Annotated in this window: 29 protein-coding genes; 21 read left to right on the plus strand and 8 right to left on the minus strand. The window is 53.5% G+C overall.

Going from position 1 to position 23606, the window contains the following annotated elements; translation table 11 throughout:
- The first annotated feature begins 1 nt into the window (after window position 1).
- From AB4Y97_RS15765 to AB4Y97_RS15775, 3 genes are read left to right on the plus strand one after another with little or no spacing between them, the layout of a single operon-like run.
- The gene (locus AB4Y97_RS15765; protein WP_441999986.1) at window positions 2-1204 is read left to right on the plus strand and encodes a chemotaxis protein; all 1203 of its coding nucleotides are present in this window, start codon (window positions 2-4) and stop codon (window positions 1202-1204) included.
- Window positions 1205-1217: 13 nt separating this feature from the next.
- Window positions 1218-2573: a flagellar hook-length control protein FliK gene (gene fliK / locus AB4Y97_RS15770; protein WP_441999987.1), complete on the plus strand. Its 1356-nt coding sequence runs from the start codon at window positions 1218-1220 to the stop codon at window positions 2571-2573.
- Between the two features lie 58 nt (window positions 2574-2631).
- The gene (locus AB4Y97_RS15775) at window positions 2632-3102 is read left to right on the plus strand and encodes a transglycosylase SLT domain-containing protein (RefSeq protein ID WP_441999988.1); all 471 of its coding nucleotides are present in this window, start codon (window positions 2632-2634) and stop codon (window positions 3100-3102) included.
- 42 nt (window positions 3103-3144) lie between these two features.
- Here the strand turns inward: AB4Y97_RS15775 and AB4Y97_RS15780 are convergent, their stop codons facing one another.
- The 8 genes from AB4Y97_RS15780 to motA are packed head-to-tail and all read right to left on the minus strand — an operon-like array spanning window position 3145 to window position 9016.
- Window positions 3145-3876, minus strand: a complete 732-nt coding sequence (locus AB4Y97_RS15780; RefSeq protein ID WP_441999989.1) for an AprI/Inh family metalloprotease inhibitor — start codon at window positions 3874-3876, stop codon at window positions 3145-3147.
- A gap of 16 nt (window positions 3877-3892) precedes the next feature.
- Window positions 3893-4399, minus strand: coding sequence for a hypothetical protein (locus tag AB4Y97_RS15785; protein WP_441999990.1), 507 nt, complete (start codon window positions 4397-4399; stop codon window positions 3893-3895).
- Window positions 4396-5463, minus strand: a complete 1068-nt coding sequence (flhB, locus tag AB4Y97_RS15790; RefSeq protein ID WP_441999991.1) for a flagellar biosynthesis protein FlhB — start codon at window positions 5461-5463, stop codon at window positions 4396-4398. The genes AB4Y97_RS15785 and flhB overlap by 4 nt, the downstream gene beginning before the upstream one ends.
- Window positions 5464-5480: 17 nt before the next feature.
- Complete coding sequence (locus AB4Y97_RS15795; protein ID WP_441999992.1) at window positions 5481-6512, minus strand: flagellar motor switch protein FliG; 1032 nt, start codon at window positions 6510-6512, stop codon at window positions 5481-5483.
- Between the two features lie 13 nt (window positions 6513-6525).
- Entirely contained in the window at window positions 6526-6870 is a 345-nt protein-coding gene (gene fliN, locus AB4Y97_RS15800) for a flagellar motor switch protein FliN (RefSeq protein WP_441999993.1), read from the minus strand.
- A gap of 20 nt (window positions 6871-6890) precedes the next feature.
- Window positions 6891-7196, minus strand: a complete 306-nt coding sequence (locus tag AB4Y97_RS15805) for a hypothetical protein (RefSeq protein ID WP_441999994.1) — start codon at window positions 7194-7196, stop codon at window positions 6891-6893.
- Window positions 7177-8109, minus strand: coding sequence for a flagellar motor switch protein FliM (locus AB4Y97_RS15810; protein WP_441999995.1), 933 nt, complete (start codon window positions 8107-8109; stop codon window positions 7177-7179). Before AB4Y97_RS15810 ends, AB4Y97_RS15805 begins: the two co-directional genes overlap by 20 nt.
- Before the next feature lie 25 nt (window positions 8110-8134).
- Complete coding sequence (gene motA / locus AB4Y97_RS15815; RefSeq protein WP_441999996.1) at window positions 8135-9016, minus strand: flagellar motor stator protein MotA; 882 nt, start codon at window positions 9014-9016, stop codon at window positions 8135-8137.
- A 244-nt stretch (window positions 9017-9260) separates the two neighbouring features.
- On the opposite strand from motA, the gene flgF reads away from it, so the two are divergent.
- The 18 genes from flgF to AB4Y97_RS15905 all read left to right on the plus strand — a co-directional run.
- Window positions 9261-9986: a flagellar basal-body rod protein FlgF gene (flgF, locus tag AB4Y97_RS15820; protein ID WP_441999997.1), complete on the plus strand. Its 726-nt coding sequence runs from the start codon at window positions 9261-9263 to the stop codon at window positions 9984-9986.
- A gap of 1 nt (window position 9987) precedes the next feature.
- Window positions 9988-11310 (plus strand): flagellar protein export ATPase FliI, encoded by a 1323-nt coding sequence (fliI, locus tag AB4Y97_RS15825; protein WP_441999998.1) that lies wholly within the window; start codon window positions 9988-9990, stop codon window positions 11308-11310.
- A 132-nt stretch (window positions 11311-11442) separates the two neighbouring features.
- Window positions 11443-12669 (plus strand): flagellar hook protein FlgE, encoded by a 1227-nt coding sequence (locus tag AB4Y97_RS15830; RefSeq protein WP_441999999.1) that lies wholly within the window; start codon window positions 11443-11445, stop codon window positions 12667-12669.
- Between the two features lie 30 nt (window positions 12670-12699).
- On the plus strand, window positions 12700-14163 hold the full coding sequence (gene flgK, locus AB4Y97_RS15835) for a flagellar hook-associated protein FlgK (RefSeq protein ID WP_442000000.1): 1464 nt from the start codon (window positions 12700-12702) through the stop codon (window positions 14161-14163).
- A gap of 2 nt (window positions 14164-14165) precedes the next feature.
- The gene (locus tag AB4Y97_RS15840; protein ID WP_442000001.1) at window positions 14166-15215 is read left to right on the plus strand and encodes a flagellar hook-associated family protein; all 1050 of its coding nucleotides are present in this window, start codon (window positions 14166-14168) and stop codon (window positions 15213-15215) included.
- A 16-nt stretch (window positions 15216-15231) separates the two neighbouring features.
- Complete coding sequence (gene flaF, locus AB4Y97_RS15845; protein WP_442000002.1) at window positions 15232-15579, plus strand: flagellar biosynthesis regulator FlaF; 348 nt, start codon at window positions 15232-15234, stop codon at window positions 15577-15579.
- Window positions 15576-15995 carry a flagellar biosynthesis repressor FlbT gene (flbT, locus tag AB4Y97_RS15850; protein ID WP_442000003.1) on the plus strand — a complete coding sequence of 140 codons (420 nt, stop codon included), beginning with the start codon at window positions 15576-15578 and terminating at the stop codon, window positions 15993-15995. Before flaF ends, flbT begins: the two co-directional genes overlap by 4 nt.
- A 16-nt stretch (window positions 15996-16011) precedes the next feature.
- A complete protein-coding gene (flgD, locus tag AB4Y97_RS15855) occupies window positions 16012-16410 on the plus strand; it encodes a flagellar hook assembly protein FlgD (protein WP_442000004.1) in 399 nt (132 codons plus the stop codon).
- A 1-nt stretch (window position 16411) separates the two neighbouring features.
- On the plus strand, window positions 16412-16678 hold the full coding sequence (gene fliQ / locus AB4Y97_RS15860; protein ID WP_442000005.1) for a flagellar biosynthesis protein FliQ: 267 nt from the start codon (window positions 16412-16414) through the stop codon (window positions 16676-16678).
- Window positions 16679-16818: 140 nt separating this feature from the next.
- A complete protein-coding gene (flhA, locus tag AB4Y97_RS15865; protein WP_442000006.1) occupies window positions 16819-18894 on the plus strand; it encodes a flagellar biosynthesis protein FlhA in 2076 nt (691 codons plus the stop codon).
- On the plus strand, window positions 18891-19646 hold the full coding sequence (fliR, locus tag AB4Y97_RS15870) for a flagellar biosynthesis protein FliR (RefSeq protein ID WP_442000007.1): 756 nt from the start codon (window positions 18891-18893) through the stop codon (window positions 19644-19646). Before flhA ends, fliR begins: the two co-directional genes overlap by 4 nt.
- Before the next feature lie 5 nt (window positions 19647-19651).
- A complete protein-coding gene (locus AB4Y97_RS15875; RefSeq protein WP_442000008.1) occupies window positions 19652-20032 on the plus strand; it encodes a hypothetical protein in 381 nt (126 codons plus the stop codon).
- 68 nt (window positions 20033-20100) lie between these two features.
- A complete protein-coding gene (locus tag AB4Y97_RS15880) occupies window positions 20101-20607 on the plus strand; it encodes a rod-binding protein (protein WP_442000009.1) in 507 nt (168 codons plus the stop codon).
- A 46-nt stretch (window positions 20608-20653) separates the two neighbouring features.
- Entirely contained in the window at window positions 20654-20998 is a 345-nt protein-coding gene (locus tag AB4Y97_RS15885) for a flagellar protein FlgN (RefSeq protein ID WP_442000010.1), read from the plus strand.
- Window positions 20995-21444 (plus strand): hypothetical protein, encoded by a 450-nt coding sequence (locus AB4Y97_RS15890; protein ID WP_442000011.1) that lies wholly within the window; start codon window positions 20995-20997, stop codon window positions 21442-21444. Before AB4Y97_RS15885 ends, AB4Y97_RS15890 begins: the two co-directional genes overlap by 4 nt.
- A 416-nt stretch (window positions 21445-21860) precedes the next feature.
- Window positions 21861-22004 (plus strand): CheR family methyltransferase, encoded by a 144-nt coding sequence (locus tag AB4Y97_RS15895; RefSeq protein WP_442000018.1) that lies wholly within the window; start codon window positions 21861-21863, stop codon window positions 22002-22004.
- A 158-nt stretch (window positions 22005-22162) separates the two neighbouring features.
- A complete protein-coding gene (locus tag AB4Y97_RS15900) occupies window positions 22163-22327 on the plus strand; it encodes a CheR family methyltransferase (protein WP_442000012.1) in 165 nt (54 codons plus the stop codon).
- Between the two features lie 450 nt (window positions 22328-22777).
- A partial coding sequence (locus AB4Y97_RS15905) for a flagellin N-terminal helical domain-containing protein (protein ID WP_442000013.1) occupies window positions 22778-23606 on the plus strand: 829 nt, incomplete at its 3' end.

Here is a 23606-nt window from a genome sequence, read left to right on the forward strand (position 1 = left end):
TGTGAAGGTCCTGTCGCGTCTGGTTCTAGCTACTGCGGCCTTGCTATCGGCGGGAAAAGCGCTAGCCGAGCCACAAGGCTCAGCAACATACGTCGAGCCTGTGATCTCGCAGCCTATGCAGATGACGCGGACGCTGCAATTGATGCAGGATCAAATAGCTATGGGGTCGACTGACGCTCATGTGGGTCAGCGCGGGCTCCTGACGATTCTTGATGACCGTTTCATGTCTCTCGATGACACAATATGGAAAGATTCTCGCAACGCGCGTGCCGCGGTTATCTTTGTATTGAGCGGCGGTAGCCCAAAGTTTCTCAGGAAACTGCTTTCTCCAAGACTAATCGAAATGGAGGACCTGCCCCTTGTTGAAGGCGCGCTCGCGTATGTGGAGGGCCGAGAGGAAGAGGCCAGGGCTTCTCTGATGCCAATCAATGCTGCCTTGTTGCCGGTTACATTAGGTGCTCAGATTGCTCTTGTACAATCGGCGCTGGCTGTTCGCACGGATCCAGTGAAGGCGATGGAACTGCTCGACCTTGTCCGCTTGCAGGCTCCCGGGACACTCCTCGAGGAAGCAGCGCTTCGTAGGCAAGTCTTTATTGCGAGTCAGATCGACGACGATCGTAAATTCGAATTGCTGGTGAGCGATTATTTGCGGCGGTATCGACACTCCGTTTACGCTGGCAATTTTCGTCAGCGCTTGGCGTCAGCTCTAACACGGCTGGATTTTGCAAAGGATCCGGACCGGTTTTCGCGGATCGTAACGATGCTCCAGGAACTGGAGACTGACGTTCAGCGGGATCTTTACCTGCTTGCCGCCCGAACATCCGTTGAGGAAGGTCGCGTCAAATCGGCTCTCTTGACGGCTGAAATGGCATTGAGATTATCTGATCGGCCGTCGGTGAATGCAACGAGGGCTATGCTGTATCAGGCAGCAGCGATGATTGTGTCGCCAAAGTCTCTTACGATCGGGTTGGACCAGCTCAGGTCAATTGACCGGGGTCATCTTGGCGAAATGGATCAGAAGCTTCTGGACTCGGCCATTTCGATGGGCAATCAGATCCGACGGTTGCCGGGTGATACGATCGAGGACGAAAAAACAAAGGCCTTGCCGCAAAAACCCTCTATCGCACAAGCACCAGAACAGCTTCCTACGATAACCAGGGCTCAGGAAGCGCTAAAGCGCGTCGATCAGTTGATTAAGTACTGAGGTTTTAGAGGTCATGAACAAGCTTGATAACCTACCTCAGCACCTGGCGCGGCGACCTGATGGGCAGTCTGTCGTGGCTTCTACGGTCGAAGACGTTGGAACTGCTGGAAAGCCAAATGGTTCCGGCGCCTTCGGTTCGCTTCTTGATGGATTAACCCAAGCCGGCCAGAAGCCGAATGAGAGGCAGGGCGCAGTACCATTGCTAAGGCTTGATTCTGGCATCAACAAAGCTGACGGGGCTCTCGAGGGTATGAGATCTCGGCGGACTGACGATCATCCGTCTCTGTTGCAGGGATCTGATGCCGATGATTCGGTAGACGACTTACTGACCTCCCTTTTGTTAGATAAAGCCGGAGATCAGACAAGCCCAGGGCAGGGTGGAGCGGCACCTCCGAGCGCGGTCTGTACCGTTCTGGAGGGTCTTCTCCCTCGTGTTCTAAATCAGGGTACCGATGGTTTAGAACGCTCCGCCGTGAATACGCTCAGGCCCGGCATCCAATTGCCGAGTGATATGTCTGATCAGGGTGGCCTTTTGAGCTCAACCTCTGGGTCGACCCTAAAATTGACGGTCCGACTTCAGGAGACGCACTTTAAGCCGATCATGGAAGGTTTTAGCACGAAGCTCGTTATGCCTGGCCGTGAAGAGACAGAGCCGATAGAGCGCGCAGCCGACTTAGGTAGCAGCGGTGAGATGTTCGAGCTCACTTCCAAGGGCCCGGCTAAGAAGCCTCTTCTCGTAAGCCGCGCTGCGGCTGAGGCCGATGTGCCACGTAATGTGGCCGCTTCCAAATCTGAGGCACCAGGCTCGCTGCCGCATGCGATGCTACAAAAGATTGCGGGATCGATTATTGATGAGGTTAAGCCTCTCACCTCGACTCCGGCGTCTTCATCCCCAGGTGCTGCTGATGGAGCAATTTTGTTATCGACCGCTCGTGCGTCCGATGGCGTCGTGAGGATGCTCAATATTCAATTGCATCCTGCTGACCTTGGTCTTGTGACGATCAAAATGAAGCTTTCAGGAGACACTCTGGAGATGGAAGTTCAGGTGTCGAGCGAAGAGACGGCACAAATGTTGAAACATGATTCGGAAAAGCTTTCGTCGCTTCTTCGCGGATCGGGTTATCGGCCCGAAATCATCAACATCCACGCGGGCCCGGTTGATGCCACGCAACAGAGCAGCATGCAGACGCAGCGTCAGCAAACCTTAGGGCCATCACAGCAGGAGGCATTCCAGCAAGGGGCCGGCAGTCATGGAGACCGATCCCATGGACATGGGCAGGACTATGAGAATGAACGTAAGGGCAATCGCGACAGCGAGACGAGTGAGGCTGACTCTGGTAACCGGAGCGTTGGCGGCGTCTATCTTTAGTCTTCCGGATCAAGTCCAGGCCCAGTCAGATGCGGCGAGCCGGACCTGTGAGGTAGAAATGAAGCGCGCCTCCACAAAGTATGGGGTCCCTTTGGGAATGCTTTATGCGGTGGGTCTCACTGAGACCGGGCGCAAGGGAAGTTTGCAGCCCTACGCCATGAATATCGAAGGCAAAGCGTATTTTGCGAAGAGCGCTATCGAGGCGAAACAGCGCTTCGAGGAAGCACGACGTTCTGGCGCCAAGCTAATCGATCTTGGCTGTATGCAGATCAATCACCATTTTCACAGCGGGAATTTTACCTCCCTTGATAGCATGCTCAACCCGCGCGCCAATGTTGAATATGCTGCGCGCTTTCTGAAAGAACTTAAGGGGCGGCATGAATCTTGGACGATGGCCGTAGCGCGCTATCACGCTGGGCCAAATAATGATCCTGCGCAGAAGCGGTATGTTTGCCAGGTGATCGCGAATATGGTGGTCACGGGCTTCGGGCAATGGACGCCACAGGCCAAATTGTTCTGCAGCGCCTAGTAAAGGGAAGTCGTCCATGCCAGCTTCCCGTTGCTCCTCACCCTAGCGCGTCATCGTTATTCTCGAACGGTCGGTGAGCGTACCGGTGAGATGGGCTTCTTTGCCCGACATCTGAGCAATGATTTTCCCTCGAGAATACAATGTTACGCTGGCGCCGGAGAAATTCCAGGAGTTGACGCTCTTCAAATCAGGATTGCTGCATCCAGAGGCGGAAGCCTTGTAAAGATCGAGAGTCGAAGCTGTCGAAAGCAGAATTCGGCAGAATGATCCCTTCTCGTCGACGGCTTTCCAAGTTCCTGCATAAGACGAGGGTTTAGTTGGCGCGCTGGCAAAGTCGGTGCTTGAGGGGGGACCAACCGTCGTTGGCTGTGACGGACTACGCTCCGCCGGCGCTGCAGATCCATCAAGGCCCTGGTAAGGGGTGACAGGCTGGCTGGGAGGATCGCTGTAAGAAGACCCATAAGGCATTGGACTAGCAGGGATTGGATCCGGAGGAAGGACGATCTTGATGCGACCAATTGGGGTGGGGGCAGGTCGTACGACAGGATCGATATCACTCCCATCAATATAGAGTGGCGGTTCCTCGATGAGCGCTTCGACCGGGACGCCTGGTGGTGGCCCCCAAGGAGCAGTGTAACGAGGATAGGTATGATTGACCGTTGCCGGCCCCCACGGTCCAGTCGAGTAATAATAGTGGTCGACGGTATTGCAGGCCGTAAGGAACCCGGTGGAGGCAACGATAAACGGAATAGAGAAATGTTTTTTCACGACCACCGCCGACTCGATAGGATCAATTATGAGTGGCATTCTTGGGGCTGTAGTAGCCCGGCAGCAGGTGCGGAGGCAGCGGCTTTAGCCGTGCGGATTTGAGGACCCGACCGAACTCAATGGCATCGAAGAGTCCTTTGACCGAGCAATCGGTCAAGGTCATCTCCTCAATTTGGACGCCCGCGTATTTATCGCCCAGTACGAGCTTGAAAAGCACATTTACCGGGCCGTAAGCAAAGGCCATATTGAGAATGACGCCTGGAGTGGGGCCCCATTGCGTATCGACATCGGCAGAGTGGGTATAGGTGAGAGTCTTGTCTTTGAAGAACAGCTCGGTTGACGAGGCTACGATCTCGTTCATGTTACCGTGCAACTTCTTGGTCACATAGGCCATGATGATGTCTGCATCTGCCAGGCAGAGGTCGCCGACAACATCCTTAATATTGCAGGCAAGAACCTCTTCGTAGGCCCGAACGTCGAGAACGTTCGAAGAGCCTGCGTCGGCGGGATACATCGAAACACGATTCATTTCTTGGACCTTGTCAAGATATAGAACAAGATTTGAGCTACGGCTTTGTAAAAATCAGGCGGTATCATCTGATCCACCTGCACACTATCGTACATGGACCTTGCCAGAGGCTTGTCTTCGATAACGGGAATGCCATTTTTTTCGGCTATTTCACGGATCTTTAGTGCGATGAGATCCTGACCCTTTGCAACGACGATGGGTGCGCTCGATTCACTGCGCTCGTATCGCAGTGCGATGGCGAAGTGAGTAGGATTGGCGATGACGAAAGTCGCCTTTGGAACGGCCGCAAGCATGCGCTTGCGGGATCGGTCCTGGGTGATTGAGCGCATGCGCGCCTTGACCATAGGATCGCCCTCGATCTGCTTGTACTCGTCCTTGACCTCCTGGCGGGTCATCATGAGATCCCGGTTCCACTTGTATCGGGCCCAGATCAGATCGGCGGCGACGAGCACAATGGTGGCGATCGATATAGCTGACACTAAGCGTACGGAAATGCTCAGCATAATTTCCGGAATGAGAGTCGGATCGCTGAACATTGAGTTGATGACCTTATATTGTTCTGACTTGAGTAGCAGAAGAACAACGAATGCTACGGTTCCGAACTTGAACAGTGACTTGAGAAACTCAACCTGTCCCTGCCGACCGAACAAGCGCGTAAAACCGGCCTTTGGGGATATTTTGTTCCACTTGGGGCGAATGCGTTCCCCGACGATACTCGGTACATTCTGAAGGATCGACGCAGCGAGGCTGCATCCTGCCAATAGCGCGATAATCGGTACCAGGAAGAGACCAACTTCGACCGCCACTGCCTGAATGAGAGCCACAGCGTCGGCACCGGATTCGATTCGGAAGTCCTGTGGTCTGTCTATGAACAGTGACAGTTTCTCGGTTAGGGATTTGACGTTGCCGCGGGTCGCGAATGCCAGAACCAGCAAGAACCCGAGGAAGGAAGCGAACATTGGAGCTTCTCTTGAGAAGGGGATATTCCCCTTCTCAAGAGCGTCGCGGATCTTCTTATCGGAAGCCGCTTCTGTTTTGCTCTCCTTGTCGACATCGTCAGACATAAATCGCTCTCAACAGATCAGTAGACGGAAGCTTCGTCTTCGTTCTCTGAGTTGATCACGATTTCTCCTCGAGCCGCCATTTCCAGGGCCGCGTCGGTAATGGCGCGGCGGGCTTCGATCACGTCGCGGTGCGGAACGGGATCTTTCCCACCCAGTTCGTGTTCGACCATGCGACGGACGCGCGAGGAGAGGGCGCTGAGGACGATCTTGCGGAACTCTTCGCCAGTCCCCTTTAGCGCCAAGACAACGCGATCAGTTTGGATCTGATCGAACAGCATCGTGCGATCACGCGGAGCAAGCTTGATAATGTCGTCGAATGTAAAGAGCAGGCTTTTGAGGATTTCGGCCGATTTCGGACGAACGGCAGCCAGATCGGTGAGCACGTCCTCCATATGATCGCGCTCCATCTTATTGATGATATCAGCCATTTTTGCGTGAGAATCGGCACCAGCGTTCTTCGAAAAGTTCGTCATGAAATCTTCATGCAATGTCGCTTCGATATTCTTCATGGTCTCATCGACGACGGGCTTCATGCTGAGCATCCGCCGCATCAGGCTGTTGCGCAACTTCTGCGGCATCTGCGCCATCACCTTGGCAGCACAGGACGGCCTTACCTTCGATAAAATAAGGGCAGCGGTCTGGGGATGCTCCTTCATCAGATAGGCTGCGATAACGTTCTCCGAAACACTCGAGATGCGATCCCAGATGTTTCGATTGGCGTTGCCGATCACCTCATTCATGATGTCAGAAACTTGGTCTGGCGGAAGGATTCCGCTCAACAGCTTTTCAATCTCGCTCGCGTTGCCGACGAGATCGGTTCCATTGGAAAAATTAGAAGCGAACTCGTCGACCAGTGCCTCGATTTGGTTCGTGGTGACCTGGCCGAGCAAAGCGGCCGATTTTGTGACGAGACGGATTTCGTCAGAATTGAAATGTTTGAGAACCTTGCTGGCCGCCGGCTTCCCCATCGCAAGAAGAAGCGCTGCTACTCGCTCGGGGCCTTTTAAAACCTTCGGGCCCGGCGTGCGGGACGATATGCCGATGGACATGGGCTGATCCGGCTTAGCTGTTAATTTCGTTGCTGGGAGGTCCAACGATCTCGGTAAGGGAGACACCAAAGCGCGAGTTGTCGTCTTCGACGATGACCACTTCCCCGCGTGCGATAACCCGGCCGTTGACGACGATGTCGACCGGTTCGCCCACGCGGTGGTCGAGAGGAATTATCGCCCCGCGCCCAAGGTTCATAAGGTTGGCAACTGGCATGGTTGCACTCCCTAGAACGACTTGGATTTGAACAGGAATGCGAAGAATCGAATCGAGGTTGCGTCCGCCGCCAAGCTTATCCGGCCCAATGCCGGCCTTATCTTGGATGGTCTCGAAATCATCGTCTTTTGCAGGCTGGTTCATATCCGAATTCCTTTAGCCTCTCAGGCTTTTGCCTGGCTTTGGAGATTGCCGCGAATAGTGCTTTCGCGCTCGTCGATGGCTGCGAGGAGTAGCTTAGCCTCTTCGATTTTGGTGCCTAGCTCTTTGAGGGTCGCAGTGCTTTCGGCATTGAAGGTTCTGACGGCGTCCTGTGCGGCCTGGAGTGCCGTGCCTGTTCTTTCTAGCACTACTTGGTATTCGTCTTGATAGACCCCGAAGGTTTTAAGTTTCCGATACATCACTACGACGATAACGCTTGTGGTGACGAGGGCCAGAAATAGGATTGTGTTAACGAGATAAGATATCATCGAGATATTCTTCCTTCTGATCGATGAAATCGTCAACCTTCAGGACGTAGGATCCGTCGGACTGTCCGATATTGCACCAGAACAAACCTTGCTGATTGCCTTCGAGTTTGACGCGGGATCGCGGTGTTGCCTGCAGTTCTATGACTTGGCCGATCTTGAGGTCCGCGAGTTCGCCGAGAGTCAAGGACCGCTCCTCAAGGATGGCGGTCAGTGTGATCGACGTCTTTTTGATCTCTTTCTTGATCTGATTGGCCCAGCGAGGATCACGACCTGTCGATTCGGTTGTGGTTGCGCTGGAAAGAGCCTTCCGCAAGGGGTTGAGGGCGGATTGCGGAATGATGACGAACATTTCGCCGCCACGGTTGAGCGCTTGGACAAGGAACTTGGCCGCGACGGCCGAGTTGTTTCGGCGCCCGATGACGGCGAAGTCCATTCGCGTTTCCAAACGTTCTAGTTTGAAGCGAGTGTCCGTAATGATCGAAAAGGAAGCCTGGAGGGCTTTTGCCACCTGCTCAAAGAGTGACTGGGCCATCTTGATTTCAATGCTCGAGAAGCTCCGGCCTTCCTCAATGGGAGGTTCAGATCCGTCCGATCCGTAGAGGACTTCGACCATGGTGTAGACGTAGTCGCGATCGAACCCAATAAGAATATGACTATCCCAATCGGGGGCATGGAAAATCGCTGCGATGGCATTCGCCTCGTACATTTCGAGAATTTCGGTGATGCGGCCGCTCTCGATCCCGCTGAGGGAATAATACATTGGCGATGCCGCCTTGTGACGAAGATATTCGGCACAAGTGGTCGACATGCGGTCAAAAATGACGTGAAGCATCGGCAGCCGGTCGAGCGCAAGGCCGGCTGCGTCTAATAGCTTGTCGCGAATGTCGTTAGCGCTGTGAGATCCGTTTTGCATGGCGCTTCCAGGAGCTCCCTAATCTTTAAGCTGCTTCTTTGACATCATCGACGCGACTACCAGACGTTGTCGCGGTTTCGACCTCGTCGATGGTTGGGCGGTATTCTGAGGATATGCCCTTGCGGCCATGCTCAATCGCAATCTGAGGGAGAGCGCCGTTCATATAAGCAATAAGAGCCTGCTTCACGATAATATAGACTCGAGTCTGCTTCTCGCGCGTCGATTTGATTTTGAGGGAAAGAGGCGACAGGAGAGCATACGAGATAAAGATACCCGCAAAGGTTCCCACGAGGGCGGCTCCGATCAGCGCGCCCAGGATTTCAGGAGACTGATCGATCGCCCCCATGGCCTTCACGATGCCGAGGACCGCTGCAACGATACCGAGGGCGGGGAGTGCCTCGGCAACCGTGTTGATCGCGAAATAAGGTTTCAGGCTGTCTTTTTTATGAGTGGTGATCTCATGCTCCATGAGGGATTCGATCTCATGGGGGCGGGCATTTCCGATAATGATGAGGCGGACATAGTCGCAAATGAAGAGTGTCAGCTCTTTGTCTTTGAGGACGGACGGAAACGCCGTGAAGATCTCGGACTGGTTGGGCGTGTCGATGTGGCCTTCGACCTCATTGCGGGGCTTGCTGCGCAGTTCTCGCAAGAGGGCATAGAGGAGCCCCAAGATTGCAAGGTAGTCGCTGCGCTTTGGAACGCGGCCGGTAATGGCTTCGATGCTTGCCCTTCCGGTGTCTTTGACCAGGCCCAGCGGGTTCGCGATGATAAAGGTGCCAATCGCAATGCCGAGAATAATGACATACTCCCAGGGCTGCCAGATGACCCCAAGCTTGCCGCCCATAGCCATGAATCCGCCAACCAGCGACCCGATAGCGATGATCAATCCAAATAACGCGCCCAAAGGTTCAACCCTCGTGAAAATATCAAACTCTAGAGGCGCCATAAACCATGAGGCTTGCGCGTAGCTGGAAAGGTTTTGAAGAAATCGGTTAGGGGCAGTTTATTCCGCCAAATGAGCAAGCCTCGTGCAAGGCTCCACCTTTATAGATATTCCGTAAAGCCATCGCTGCGGCAGCAAATCGTGCGAATCCCAAGCTCTCAGAAGCACGAGGGGAGGCGCTATCGTGAGGAATCGGAGTCAATAAATGCAGTCTGCGCTTTACGTATCTCTGTCTGCCCAGGTGGCGATGGAGAAGCGCCTGAACACGATAGCAAATAACATTGCCAACATGAATACTGGCGGATTTCGCGCGGATGAAATTAAGTTCGAGGAAGTCCTTTCGACTGTTGGCAAGTCCGATGTCGCCTTCGCGTCGTCCGGCGAAAACTTTATTTCGCGGCGAACTGGCCCGATCATAAAGACGGATAACCCGCTCGATGTGGCGATCCAGGGAGACGCATGGTTTTCCTTTGTGACTCCGAGTGGCACTGCCTATACGCGTGACGGACGTATGAAGATGTCCGAGAACGGCGACCTCCAGACGATCGCCGGCTATGCTGTTTTGGATTCTGGCGGCGCTCCAATTGCCCTGGATCCCAACGCGGGTCCGCCAACCGTGGGCCGCGATGGCTCCATCATGCAAAGCAACAATCAGGTAGGAAGTCTTGGCCTTTTTAGGCTAAGCAATGATAGTAAGTTGCAGCGTTTCGGGAATTCCGGCGTCTTCTCGAGTGTCCCAGGCGAAGCCGTGCAGGACTTTACGTCGATTGCTGTTCAGCAAGGATATAGCGAGGGCTCTAACGTCAATCCGATCATGGAGATGACAAAGATGATCGCCCTGCAGCGAACATTCGATAGCGCCTCGACTACAATTCAGGAGACGGAAGGGACTCTGATGAGCGCCATTCGGACCCTTGGGCCAGCCACTTGATATGAACGCCCTACAGCGCCTTGAAGAGTTTGCGCTTACCCAGGGCGCCTCGTTTAAATCGATCCGCGTGAGCGGGGTGATCAAAGAGGTGACGCCGAGCTATTACCGTGTGGCTGGGCTTTCTAAATTCGTGAAGCTTGGCGATAGCATCGGCTTCCACGGACATGGTCGGACGCAGCTCGGCGAAGTTGTGAGGATCGATGACAACGGCGTGACAGTTAAGCCGTTCGATGGGCAAATCGAGGCTGGGGTTGGGGCCTTGGCCCATTTTGTCGGCGACATGAAACTTGGCCCGGATGTGAGCTGGAGGGGGCGGGTTATTAATGCCCTTGGGGAGCCGATCGACAATCGTGGCCCTCTGGTTCACGGTCAGAAGGCTCTGTCCCGCGAGGCAACGCCACCTTCTGCGATGACACGGGCACGCGTAAAGACGCCCTTACGAACTGGAGTCCGTGCCATCGACCTATTTACGCCTCTCTGCGAGGGGCAGCGGATCGGTATTTTCGCAGGATCCGGCGTTGGTAAATCAACGCTTCTGACAATGTTGGCCAAATCTGAGGGTTTCGACACCATAGTTGTTGCGCTCGTTGGCGAGCGCGGCCGTGAGGTGCGGGAATTTCTTGAAGGGCCGATTCAAGACAATCTTTATAAATCGGTTATGGTTGTCTCTACGGGTGACGAGAGCCCGATGATGCGCCGGCAGGCCCCGAAAACGGCCATGTCTATCGCGGAGTATTTCCGTGACCTGGGCGACTCGGTGCTCCTTATTGTCGATTCGGTTACGCGCTATGCCCATGCTGCGCGCGACGTCGCACTGGCCACAGGGGAGCCTGCCGTCGCCCGCGGCTACACACCAAGTGTATTTAGCGATCTTCCGCGGCTCCTGGAGCGAGCCGGGCCTGGCGTAGACGGGAAGGGCGCTATTACCGGAATATTCTCGGTCCTGGTCGATGGCGACGATCATAATGATCCGGTTGCCGATAATATTAGAGGAACCTTGGATGGTCATATCGTCCTTGACCGTTCGATTGCCGATCAGGGGCGCTATCCGGCCATTAACGTCTTGGGTTCGATCTCCCGCCTCGCCGAGCACGTCTGGACCCCTGAGCAGAAGGAACTTGTGCGGCGGATAAAGGGTCTTATCGCACGCTTCGAAGATACCCGCGATTTGCGTCTAATGGGTGGTTACCAGCAGGGTAATGACGGGGAATTGGACCAAGCGGTCATCATTGTCCCCAAAATCTATGAGGCCCTTCGGCAGGATCCGTCGAGCTTGCCAAGCAAAGATGCCTTTTTGGATCTGGCGCAGTCGTTGAAGCAATAAAATGAGTTACCGAGATTTAAATTCGGCAACTTGGAACGGACCGGGGCAAAATTTTTTTGCCATTCCTTGAAAATACAGCCTCGCACAAGCCTCATGGTGTTATGTGCGATCAAGAGAATTAGGAGTTTTCTCATGAGTCTTTACGGCGTTCTTCGCAGCGGCGTTTCAGGCATGAACGCCCAGTCTAACAAACTGGGCACGGTTGCTGAAAACATCCAGAATGCAAATACGACGGGCTACAAGCGTGCCTCGACCGAATTTTCGTCGCTGATCCTGCCGTCGAGCAAGGGCGCGTATAATTCTGGCGCTGTGACTAGTACCGTTCGATATGCCATCGACGATCCTGGTGCGATTTCATATACGACCTCTGGGTCGGACCTAGCTATTTCCGGCAACGGCTTTTTTGTTGTCACGGATCCGAAAGGGTCTCCGTATCTGACGCGCGCCGGAAATTTTGTGGTCGACGGGCCTAGCGGCAATCTGGTCAACGCGGCCGGCTTCACGCTGATGGGCTATAGTCTCGCCAACGGTGCCGCGACCCCGTCCCTCAATAGCACCGCCGGTATGGTGCCCGTGAATATTGCGTCGATGAGCATGCAGGCAACCGGCTCGACGACTGGCAAGTTTTCCGGCAACCTTCCTTACGGCGATGCAATAATCGCAACACCACCGCCAGACCCTGCAGGTACCTTCAGCAAAAAGTCATCGCTGCAAACGTACGACAATGTCGGCAATCCCGTGAAGCTCGACATTTATATGACGAAGACGGGCCCCAATACCTGGGAAGTTGCCGTTTATAATGGCAATATTCCAGGCGATTTCCCGGCAACGCCGATGGTTCCTCCTCAGGCCCTCACATTTGACGGTAAGGGGCAGTTGACGGGGCCGAGCACGCTCGGCCTCAACATCCCCAATGGCTCAGCATTCACGCTCGATATGGCGGGAATGACCCAGCTTGCCGGGGAATACAACGTGATCGGCTCGGCAAACGGCAATGCTCCTACGGCCGTTAAGGGCGCCGAATTCGGTACGGACGGTACGGTCTTTGCTGTCTATGAAGACGGAACCAGAGTGGCCGCTTTCAAGGTTCCATTGGCCACTGTGGCAAGCCCGGACAATCTCACTCCGAAAGCCGGCAATGTCTATGAAGCTAGTATCACTTCCGGAACCTATCAGATCGGATTTGCGGAATCCGCAGGTTTCGGGACGATCACCTCGGGTGCTCTCGAAGGTTCCAATGTCGACATTGGAACTGAGTTAACGAATATGATCGAAGCACAAACAAGCTACACGGCGAACTCGAAGGTCTTTCAGACTGGTTCTGAGCTCCTCGATGTCCTAATGAGCTTGAAGCGTTAATCGCTCATATCTGTCCAGGGACTTAGTAGAATGGCTTTATCGCTCGCCCTCAATACCGCCCGTTCTTCGCTTCAAGCGACGCAATCGCAGATGTCTGTGGTGGCGCGTAATATTGCTGGCGCATCGGATCCGAACTACTCCAAGAAGATTGCGTCTCTTGTCACGCAAGGTGGAGCAGCCCGGGTTGCAGTCTCACGGGCGAGTGATATCGCACTCTATTCGAAGATGCTGAGTTCGACCTCTGATGCCGCAACCCAGAAGGCTCTTCTGGACGGACTTGAGAAACTCAACGCGACGATCGGTGATACGGAACTTGGTGAATCGCCGGCTGCTCGTATCGGTGCGTTGAAGGCAGCCTTACAGCAGTATGCGAAGTCGCCCGACAATGTGATTATGGCGAAGGCGTTCTTGACGTCAGCGTCAAACTTAGTGACGACGCTGAATCAGGCAACGGTGCAAGTTCAGGCAATCCGTCAGTCCGCGGACGTGGCAGTTTCGAACTCTGTTTCGCGCATCAACGACCTGTTGACGAAGTTCGAAAAAGCTAACCAGGAGGTTATGAGAGGCGTTGCGATTGGCGCGGACGTGACCGATAGCCTCGATAATCGTGACAGTCTGATCTCACAAATTTCCGAGGAAATTGGTATCACAATTGTGCAGCGTGAAGGCGGTGATGTTGCTCTCTATACGGACAGTGGAATTCCATTGTTCGAACGCTCTGCTCGTCCCGTAACGTTCACGCCGACGACGGTCTATGGACCCGGAATATCGGGAAATGCTGTTTTTATCGATGGCATCCAGGTTACGGGTTCTGGCGCTCCGATGCCGTTGAATGCCGGAAATCTTGTCGGTCTCACCACTCTGAGGGATGACGTCGCAGTCGGTTACCAGAGCCAGTTGGATGATCTGGCGCGGGGTCTCATTGAGGCTTTCGCAGAGAAGGATCAAAGTGGGGGAGGGCTTCCGGATCTTGCGGGCGTATTCACTTATACCGGCGGCAGCGGGATTCCTACCATTCCAGCTCCGGTCGGGCTTGCGGGACTCCTTAGGATTAACGATAAGGTCGATCCGGCCCTTGGCGGGAGCTATGATCTCATTCGCGACGGCGGTATCAACGGCGCGGCGTACCGTTACAATCCAGCAGCCGCAGGGTCGGACAAGGCTTTTGCAGATCGGCTCTATGGCTTGCTGACTTCAGTGGACGCCGACCGGCCGTTCGACTCATCGTTCGGCTTTGGGGCGTCCTCTACACTGTTGAACTTCTCGACGGCCTCGGCAAGCTGGCTACAGGGAACCCGCCAGAAGGCGTCGAGCGACGTTGCTTACCAGAATACGCTCCTTGCCCAGGCATCCGAGTCGCTTTCCAACGCGACTGATGTCAACATGGATGACGAGACGGCGAAGATGCTCCAGCTCGAGCAATCCTACTCGGCTTCTGCGAAGCTGATTTCCGTCATCGATCAGATGATGAAGACACTCTTGAACGCGGTGTAAACATGAAGACAACCTTTATCTCGACCGCCTCGCTTTGGAATTCTCCGCGCTCGAACCTGGATAAGATGCAGAGTGACCTTATTAAGGCGAACAAGGAGCTCGTAACAGGTCGAGACACGGATGTTGGACTGCGTCTCGGGTATCGGACGGGAGAAACTATCTCCATCCGGGAGGAGCGCGCAGAACTCGACACGCTCATCGACAGCAACGCGACCGTGAAGGTGAGACTGGATTCAACGAGCGCGTCTCTTAAGCGGATCCGTGAATCTGCCAGCACGTTCATGAACTCCCTGATCTCGACGCCGATTGCCGAGCGTAACGTCGCTGTGATCATGTATCAGGCGGAGTCTAATCTCGGCAGCTTTGTTGCGGATCTCAACAAGGAAACGAGCGGCCAATATATCTTTGGCGGGATCAACTCCAAAGAAAAGCCAGTTACCGACTACTCTGGAGCGACTATGTCCCCAGCAAAGACTGCTGTGAGGGACGCCTTCTTCACGGAGTTTGGTTTTTATCAGGACGATCCGGCTGCGGCGGGCATTACCGCTGCTCAAATGGACACATTCTTGAATGGAGCATTCAAGAATCTGTTTAACGGGACGATTTGGTCGGCGAATTGGTCGGTCGCGTCGAATACCAACATTCAGAGCCTCATTTCGCCGTCGGATAAAATTGAAACCTCGGTGAATGCAAACGAGAAGGCTCTGCAGGACATCGCCATGGCTTATGCCATGACCTTCGATCTTGGTCTTGCCGGACTTCAGGAGACGACCCGTGAGGCTGTGATTTCGAAAGTGATCACGACCCTCTCTGGCGCGGGTACCGGTGTTGCTGACCTTGAGGCCAAGATCGGTATGGCCCAGGAAAAACTCGAAAATGCTAACAATCGGATGGATATCCAGAAAAGCATTTTCGACGAGAAGCTCGGCAAGCTTGAGGGGGTGGATCCGGCTGAGGCAAAGATTCGGATCGATCAGCTGTCGACCCAGATCCAGGCGTCTTTTGCCCTAACGGCACAATTGAGGCAGCTCAGCCTACTTCATTATCTCTAATATTTGGAAGCCTTTCATGTACCGCTTTTCCTATGCGCAAGCTGTCGAGGATTCATCGAACGAATGTCGTCGGCGCGAGTACGATCTGTTTGATCGCGCTATTGCTATGCTCAAGGCGGCGGAGAAGGCGGAAGTCGGCTCGCCTGATCTAATTAATGCTGTCGCCTTCGTTCAACGGGTCTGGACGTTCCTCATCCAGGACCTGGGAAGCCCGGGTAATGGTCTCCCGGATAACTTGAAGGGAGAGATCATTTCAATTGGCATTTGGGTGATCAAAGAAACGACTCTTATCGTGCGCGGCGAATCATCGAACGTTGCGGGCGTGATCGAAGTCAATTCGATGATTCGGGATGGCTTGAAATGAAACCTCATATGCGATTTTCACTGAAGGCCGGCGAGCGTATCTTCATCAATGGCGCCGTACTGTCGGTGGATCAGAAGGTGACGCTGAGCCTTCTGAACGATGCGACGTTTCTCCTGGAATCTCACGTCCTACAGGTGAATGACGCCACGACGCCCATGCGGCAGTTGTACTTCGTGGTACAGGCTCTGCTTATCAGTCCGTCGACGAAGCAGCAGACGATCATGGTGTTTCGCGAATTGCATGCGTCTCTGCTCTCTATCTACACAGACGACGAAGTCAAAGAAGCGCTCGATGCCATCCTTGGGCTCGTGAATAATAACCGGATATTCGACGCCTTGAAGATGATCCGCAGCCTCTTCGAGGCTGACGATCATAAGGCGACACCCGCCACCCAAAGCGTTCACCACGCTGTTTAACGAGAGGTTCTTCGCTATGGATGTGTCTTCGGTTAACACAGGGCTTCCGACGCAGCGCTCAACAAACAGCAAGGCTCCTGCGCCGACGCTTGGCTATGATAATTTTCTTCAGTTGCTGCTGACGCAGATGAAGAACCAGGATCCGACGGCTCCTATGGAATCGACGGAGTATATGGCACAATTGGCGACTTTCTCGCAGGTTGAGCAACAAACCAAGACCAATAGTAAACTTGACGCGCTATTGAGTGCCTCTGCGCTCGGTCAGGCCAATTCAGTGATCGGCCGCACGATTACGTCGGCCGATGGAACCGTCTCGGGAGAGGTCAAGTCGGTTAAGATTTACGACGACGGCATCATGGCTACGCTGACCAACGGCAAAGATGTCCTGTTGGGCTCGGGTATTGTGATAAGCTGATATGAATGAAGTTGATGCCCTCGAAATTGTGCGAGCGGCTATTTGGACTGTGATTATTGGCGCCGGCCCGGCCGTCGCTGCTGCCATGGTGGTTGGCATTGTTATCGCCTTAATCCAGGCATTAACGCAGATCCAGGAGGTCACGCTCACATTCATTCCGAAGATTATTGCGATTCTTCTAGTGACGCTTTTAACCGGGTCGTTTGTCGGCTCGCAGATTTTTGCATTTACTGAGACTGTCTACAGCCGCATAGCGACAGGCTTTTAGCCGGCGGCTTTGTAGCCGCGCTTCTGATTTGCGGCGAAATTGTCCAAAAATTTGTAAGAAATCGATTGGAGACCATGCTCGCGCAAGCTTGATGGTGAATGTCTTGACTGCGCACATTTTAGAAATTGGGCTCTTGTAGCATGGTCGCCAACGAGGCTGTTAAGCCGGATCGCATTAGGGATATGGCTTTTGCCGGCGGAATTGTCGCCATTTTGGCAATTCTTTTTCTTCCAATTCCGGCAATTCTGATCGACATGGGTCTTGCATTGTCGATCGCGCTATCTGTTTTGATCCTGATGGTGGCGCTCTGGATTCAGAAGCCTCTTGAGTTTTCTGCCTTCCCGACAGTCCTGCTCATTGCAACATTGCTACGATTAGCGCTTAGCATTGCGTCGACCCGACTGATTTTGGCTGACGGGCATAAAGGTATTGATGCTGCCGGTCACGTTATTGCGGGTTTCTCGCAATTCGTGATGAGCGGTGACTTTGTCATCGGCATCGTGGTGTTCATCATCCTCGTGACCGTCAACTTCCTTGTCATCACCAAGGGCGCCACGCGTATTGCGGAAGTTGGAGCTCGGTTCACTCTTGATGCCATTCCGGGCAAGCAGATGGCGATTGATGCTGATCTGAATGCGGGCCTGATCGATGACAAGGAGGCCCAGAAGCGACGCCGGGAGCTCGAGGAGGAGAGCTCGTTCTTCGGCTCGATGGATGGTGCGTCAAAGTTCGTCCGCGGTGAGGCAGTTGCCAGTTTGATCACGATCGCGGTCAATATCTTCGGAGGCATTATCATCGGGGTCACGAGGCATGGTATGCCTCTGTCAAAGGCTGCAGACGTTTTTACCCAGCTTTCGGTGGGCGATGGTCTCGTCAGCCAGATCCCGGCGCTGGTCGTGTCGCTGGCGGCCGGCCTCCTCGTTTCCAAGGGCGGAACCCGAGGCCAAGCCCAGCAAGCCGTGCTTGGTCAGCTGAGCGCTTATCCCAGAGCACTCTGGGTTGCTTCTGCGCTGATGTTCGTCTTTGCGCTAGTTCCCGGACTTCCCTTTATCCCTTTTATGGTCCTTGGCCTCCTGATGGCGTTTGTGGCCTATATTATACCAAAGCGCCTTGGTGAGGAGGTAGCCCGAGCGGAGGCCCTGAAAGTTGAAACTGAGAAGCAGGTTCTGCTGGAGTCTAAGGAGTCGGTGAAGGAGTCGCTAAAGACGCCTGAAATCGAGCTCTGCCTTGGGAAGCATATTGCCTCGGTCCTGAACCATTCTCAGTCGGACTTAGGACATCGCGTCAGCAAGATGCGAAAGAAATTTGCCCAGGAGTATGGCTTTGTTGTCCCGGACATAAAGCTGACGGACAGCATCATGATTCCGGCGAAGAGCTATCAGATCAAGATCCATGGTACCATTGTCGCAACCCATGACGTCCGTCCTGGGGAATTGATGGTGGTAATTGGTGATGGTCCGGTTCCGGACATCCCAGGCGACGAGATCAGGGAGCCGGCCTTCGGAATGAAGGCGCTTTGGGTCACGGAGGCTTACGCGAATGAAATCAGGCGGCAGGGCTTTACTGCTGTCGATAGCAGTTCGGTTCTCCTGACCCATCTCAGCGAGGTGATCCGAAATAATCTGCCTCAGCTCCTGTCCTATAAGGATATGCGCAATCTGCTCGATCGGCTCGACGGCGAATATAAGCGTCTGCTGGATGATATCTGCCCATCGCAGATTTCTTATTCCGGCCTTCAGGCCGTCCTGAAGCTTTTGCTCGCCGAGCGAGTATCGATTCGCAACCTTCATCTGATTTTGGAGGCGATCGCCGAAATTGCTCCCCACGCCCGTCGGGCGGAGCAATTGGTGGAGCATGTCAGGACCCGTATTGCGCAGCAGATCTGTGGCGATCTCGCTGAGGGCGGATCCCTCAACATCCTTCGCCTGGGTAACAAATGGGACATTGCCTTCCACCAGAGTCTGAAGCGGGACGCGAAGGGTGACGTGATCGAGTTCGATATCGATCCGCGACTGGTTGAGCAGTTCGGCGTCGAGGCCTCGGAGGCAATTAAGTTGCGCATGGGCCAGGTTCCGACCTTTGCGATCGTAACGGCGCCAGATGCTCGGCCGTATGTCCGAATGATCATCGAACGGATGTTCTCAACACTTCCAGTTCTGTCGCATCTGGAGATAGCCCGCGGTATCGACGTGAAATCACTCGGGACCGTTTCGTGATCGCGCTGTCGCCAGACACGATTATTGCCATCTTTTTGATCTTCTGTCGGATCGGCGGATGTTTGATGATCGTGGCCGGCTTTTCGAGCAGTCGGATCCCAATGAAGGTCCGCCTGTTTGTGGCGCTCACAACAACATTGGCGATCTCGCCCCTGGTGATCGAGAAGTTAGCGACTAGCTTGGGTAGTCAGCCGCCTTTTGCTCTTCTGTGGTTGATTATCTCGGAAAGCCTAACCGGTCTGACCATCGGACTTCTGGGTCGTATCTATTTCCTCGCCTTGCAAACGCTGGTGACTGGAATTGCGATGGCGATTGGCTTTGGGAGCATATCAGGGACGCCTTTTGATGATTCTGAGCCGCTTCCAGCGATCGGGACGATGATCATGATGGTCGCTACGGCGATGATCTTCCTGACGGATATGCACTGGGAACTATTTCGCGGCTTGGTTGCATCTTATTCGAGGCTCCCGATTGGAGAGGGATTTGGTGCTCGGATTTCATTGATGCAGATTGTCGATCAAACTACTGCGGCTTTTATCCTGGCGCTACGGATCAGCGCCCCATTCATTATTTATTCGGTTGTGGTGAACTTGGCCGTAGGCCTGACGAACAAACTGACGCCGGCGATTCCGGTATATTTCCTTGCGACGCCGTTCATCATGATGGGCGGGCTCCTTCTCATGTATTTTCTCATCGCCGATTACATGAATCTTTTCATGGACGCTTTCGCGACTTGGCTCAGTCAGGGGTGACCTGAATGAAACAGCGTTTAAAAAAGATCGATAGGTTATTAAATGTCCAGCGGCAGCTGCATAAATTATCGGAATGGAAATTGGCTGACCTTCATTCGCGAAAGGCGGAGCTCGAACAGACCCAGGTCATTTTGATCAACACGCTTAACAATGACGAAAATCTCTACGGTTTGTTTGTGGATGCCACGGCAAAGAGACTCCAGCGTCTTGCTGGCCAGTCCAGCGAAGTGGAGGCTGCTCGCGTCATTCAGAAAGAAATAACATTCGAGCGTGCCATGCAGGTCAAGCGAACTGAGAAAATGGCCTCGACCCTGAAAGAGGCGAATCGGCGCGAGCTCGAAAAGAAGACCATCGAGGAGATCGTCGACGCATTGATTTCCAAATGACAGGCGCAAGCTTCCGGACAGCTACATAGTTTAAAGCCTATTCCTCAGTTGATTCATAGAGGCTGGAAATGGCGATTAGCCTTCCCTCGGATATTGTGAGCGATGTTGCGCGGGCTGCGGATCCGATGCGCTATCAAGCGGCGGCTCAAAAACTCACGACCGGCGCTAGCCCGGTGGATGGCGCGAGCTTTGACGAGGCTTTCAAGGCGGCGGGTTCGCCGTTGCTGACCGGCGGCGTCGATATCTATGCCCTTAGAAATAATCTACGCAACAGCGCCAGCTTGAACTCCGAGGAGAAGGAGAAGGCTGCCTACCAGGAGTTTGAGGCTTTCGTGCTTCAGTCCTTCATCGAGTCGATGTTGCCGAAGGATGCGGAGAACACATTCGGAAAGGGTAATGCCGGCGCGATTTGGAAGTCGATGATGGCAGAGCAGCTGGGTGCGCAGATTGCGAAGGCCGGGGGCGTTGGCATCGCTACGAAAATCCTAGCGTCGCATAGTGCGAGTAATGGCGGACCTATCTTGCCGCAATCTGCGACACCAAATTTTTCTAAAAGCTTTCAAAAGAACGTGTAATTGAATCGAACGACGTGCTTTTTGGGCGAAATTAAGGGGACAAACGATGCTTGCAAAATGCCTGGATCGGATCGAAGAGGCGATCGACCTAGAGACGACTGCGCTTTTGGCTCGTGATCTATCGGGCTTGAAAGAGTTCAATCGTCGTAAGAGTCAGAGCCTTCTGGAGTTTACACGGCTGGCTCAGACCATGAGGCTCGAGTCGATCGACCCATTTCTTTCGCAGAGGTTCGCCGCTCTCAGGGAAAAGCTCGAGGCCAATCATGAAATCCTTGGACGCTATATGCGAGCCGCCCAGGAAGTTGCCGATATTATCTCGGGCGCTATCGTGACTGCTAACTCCGACGGCACTTATGCGGCTCGGCTTTCTCACGTCGGCGCTGGCGTATGATCAAGAACATCGTCACAGGTTTTTGGATCTGCGGGATCACGCTCGCGTCGTGCTATGGGGCGGTGACCTATTCGGCTGCAAAGAGTGTTCCAGAGAAGAAAGATTATCTCGTAGGACTGCAGTATAAAAAACTGCCGGTTATGAACATTCCGATTATAGCTGAGGGTTCCGTCCAGGGGTATGTTGTAGCCAATATGGTGTTCACAGCGGATGCTCAGACTCTGAGAGAAATGCCGGTACCTGTGGAGGCTTTTCTTCAGGATGAGGCCTTTCGCTATATCTATTCGGACAACACGCTCGATTTCCGGAAATTGTCGCGCTATGACGTCACGGGCATGATTGCGTCTGTAAAATTTAATGTAAATAAGCGTCTGAATTCAGAGATCGTGAAAGAAATCATGATCGAGAATTTCAATTTCGTTGATAGGGCCGATATCCGGTCTTAGTCTGTAGTAATATGCTGCGCGTGCCGTAAAGCCTGTCGTTGACGGGCTTTATTTTTTGGGTCAAGTCTATTTTTTGTTTTATCGGCGCCTGTGCTGAGCAACGCTGCAAGATTCATTTTATGGTCATTTAAAAAACGGTTCCCATTCTGGGCGGCAAAATGACCGATCTGGAATTCGATATCCTTCGTGTTTTTTGAAGAGTGAGTCCGGATTGACCCTATCATGCGACAAGCATTATTTGGCCGAAAGTCGACTTAAGTCAGTTTGCGATAGCTTTTACCTGGAAAATCTTTCCCGGCTTTGCTGGGAGATAAAAAGAAGAATTCGCAAAGATCTGACAAAAGCGGTTGTCGATACAATGATAATCAACGAAATTTTCTTCTTCCGCGATAAATCTCCGTTCGCTATTTTTGAGATTGTCCTGTTGCCGAAATTTTGAAGGAACGCTTGGCAACAAAAAGCTTAGGATCTGGTGCGCGGTCGTATCAACAGGGCAAGAAGCTTACTCCCTCGCGATGATTCTCGATAACGCTCGGCGTAAATCGGCGGTTGGAAAATAGAGTTGGTCGGAACGGATATATTGATCGACGTGATTAGGAAAGTGAAAGAAGGTCTTTGTAATCAGTTTGAGGTTTAGCGAGGTCTGTCAGTTGCTGTTCTAGTGAAATACTTCGAGTAGCACGGTCATCATTGGCAAATGTCCCGGTAAATACGCTCAATGGTGGATTTCCAGAATATCAATCTTATCCATAATTCTGGATGCCTCGGGCATTCTGACATCGTGTTTTGTAGCAATGTCTTGATCTATTTCGATGCAAAATCTAAGCGGGACGTGCTTAACTGGATCGCGAATGTTATGAGCCTGGACGGCGCCTCATTGTAGAAGCCTCGGAGGCGGTGTTCGGGATTACCGAAGTGTTCTCTTTAGATCCGAGTAATCGCGGGATATATTGGAAGTCGGCAAACTTGGCGCCTACTGGACAAACGTTTGGTTTGCTCAGCAGTTAGCATGAGCCGTTCTGTCGGATAACTGAGCAACTTACATTGCATTAACTAAAATCCTAAAAAGCGGGCTTGACCGATTTTTCAGCAAGATCTAATAAAAAGATGCGCAAGCAACTTTATCGAAGAATTTTTTGATAGGGCTGCTGGTGAAGTTTGCACTTTGGTGACCCGTCCTGGGTCCAGCATGATGCTTTACCAAAGTCCCGGTCGGCCCGGATGTCATGTGAACAGCAGAGCGAACTAAAGTTCGTGGCATGATGCTCTTCTGCTGGGTCGGTTAGATTCCGACATTCCCCTAAATTCCAAACTTTAAAAACGGGTAACACACATGTCTTCGATCAATACAAACCTCTCAGCCATGACTGCTCTGCAGTCGCTGAAGACGACGCAGAATGCTCTGAGCAAGACGCAGGGTCAGATCTCGACCGGTCTGCGCGTCGGTGAGGCTTCTCACAACGCATCGTACTGGTCCATCGCGACCCAGATGAAGTCCGATAATGGCGCGCTGAGCGCTGTAAAGGACTCGATCAGCCAGTCCAAGGCAATGATCGACACCTTCAGCTCGGCTCTCGACAAGACCCTGGTTTATCTCAACAAGATGAAGGAAGGGCTTGTTGCAGCCAGTCAGCCGGGCGCTGATATGGCGGCGATCCAGACCGAGTTCAAGGCGAATATCGAAGGTCTCAAGAGCGCTGCAAGTTCGGCGTCCTTCAACGGCCAGAACTGGCTTGCTGTCGACGGAGCCGCTCCTGCTAACGTGAACCTCGTGACGTCTTATGACGGCAACGCGAAGAAGGTGAACACGCTTGGGATCGACGTGTCGAAGACGCAGCTGTTCCAGACGACTGCCGGTGCTATCACTGGTGTCGGCAGCGGCGGTATCCTCGACAAGGCTGGCGCCAATGCTTCCGTAGTTGGCATCGACATCTCGGGTCTGGACATGTCGGTGGCGGCGGATGCAACGACGATGGCGGCCTATCTGGTGACGGTCGATACGGCGATCGAGGCCGTCACGACCGGTTCGGCGACCCTCGGCGCCAACAAGGCTCTCCTGGAGACCCAGGAATCCTTCATCGGCGTCCTGTCGGACTCGCTGACGGCCGGTGTGAGCGCCTTCGTCGATGCGGACATGAACGAAGCTTCGACCCGCCTGCAGG

Source organism: Microvirga sp. 2TAF3 (assembly GCF_052114965.1).
Lineage (GTDB): Bacteria > Pseudomonadota > Alphaproteobacteria > Rhizobiales > Beijerinckiaceae > Microvirga.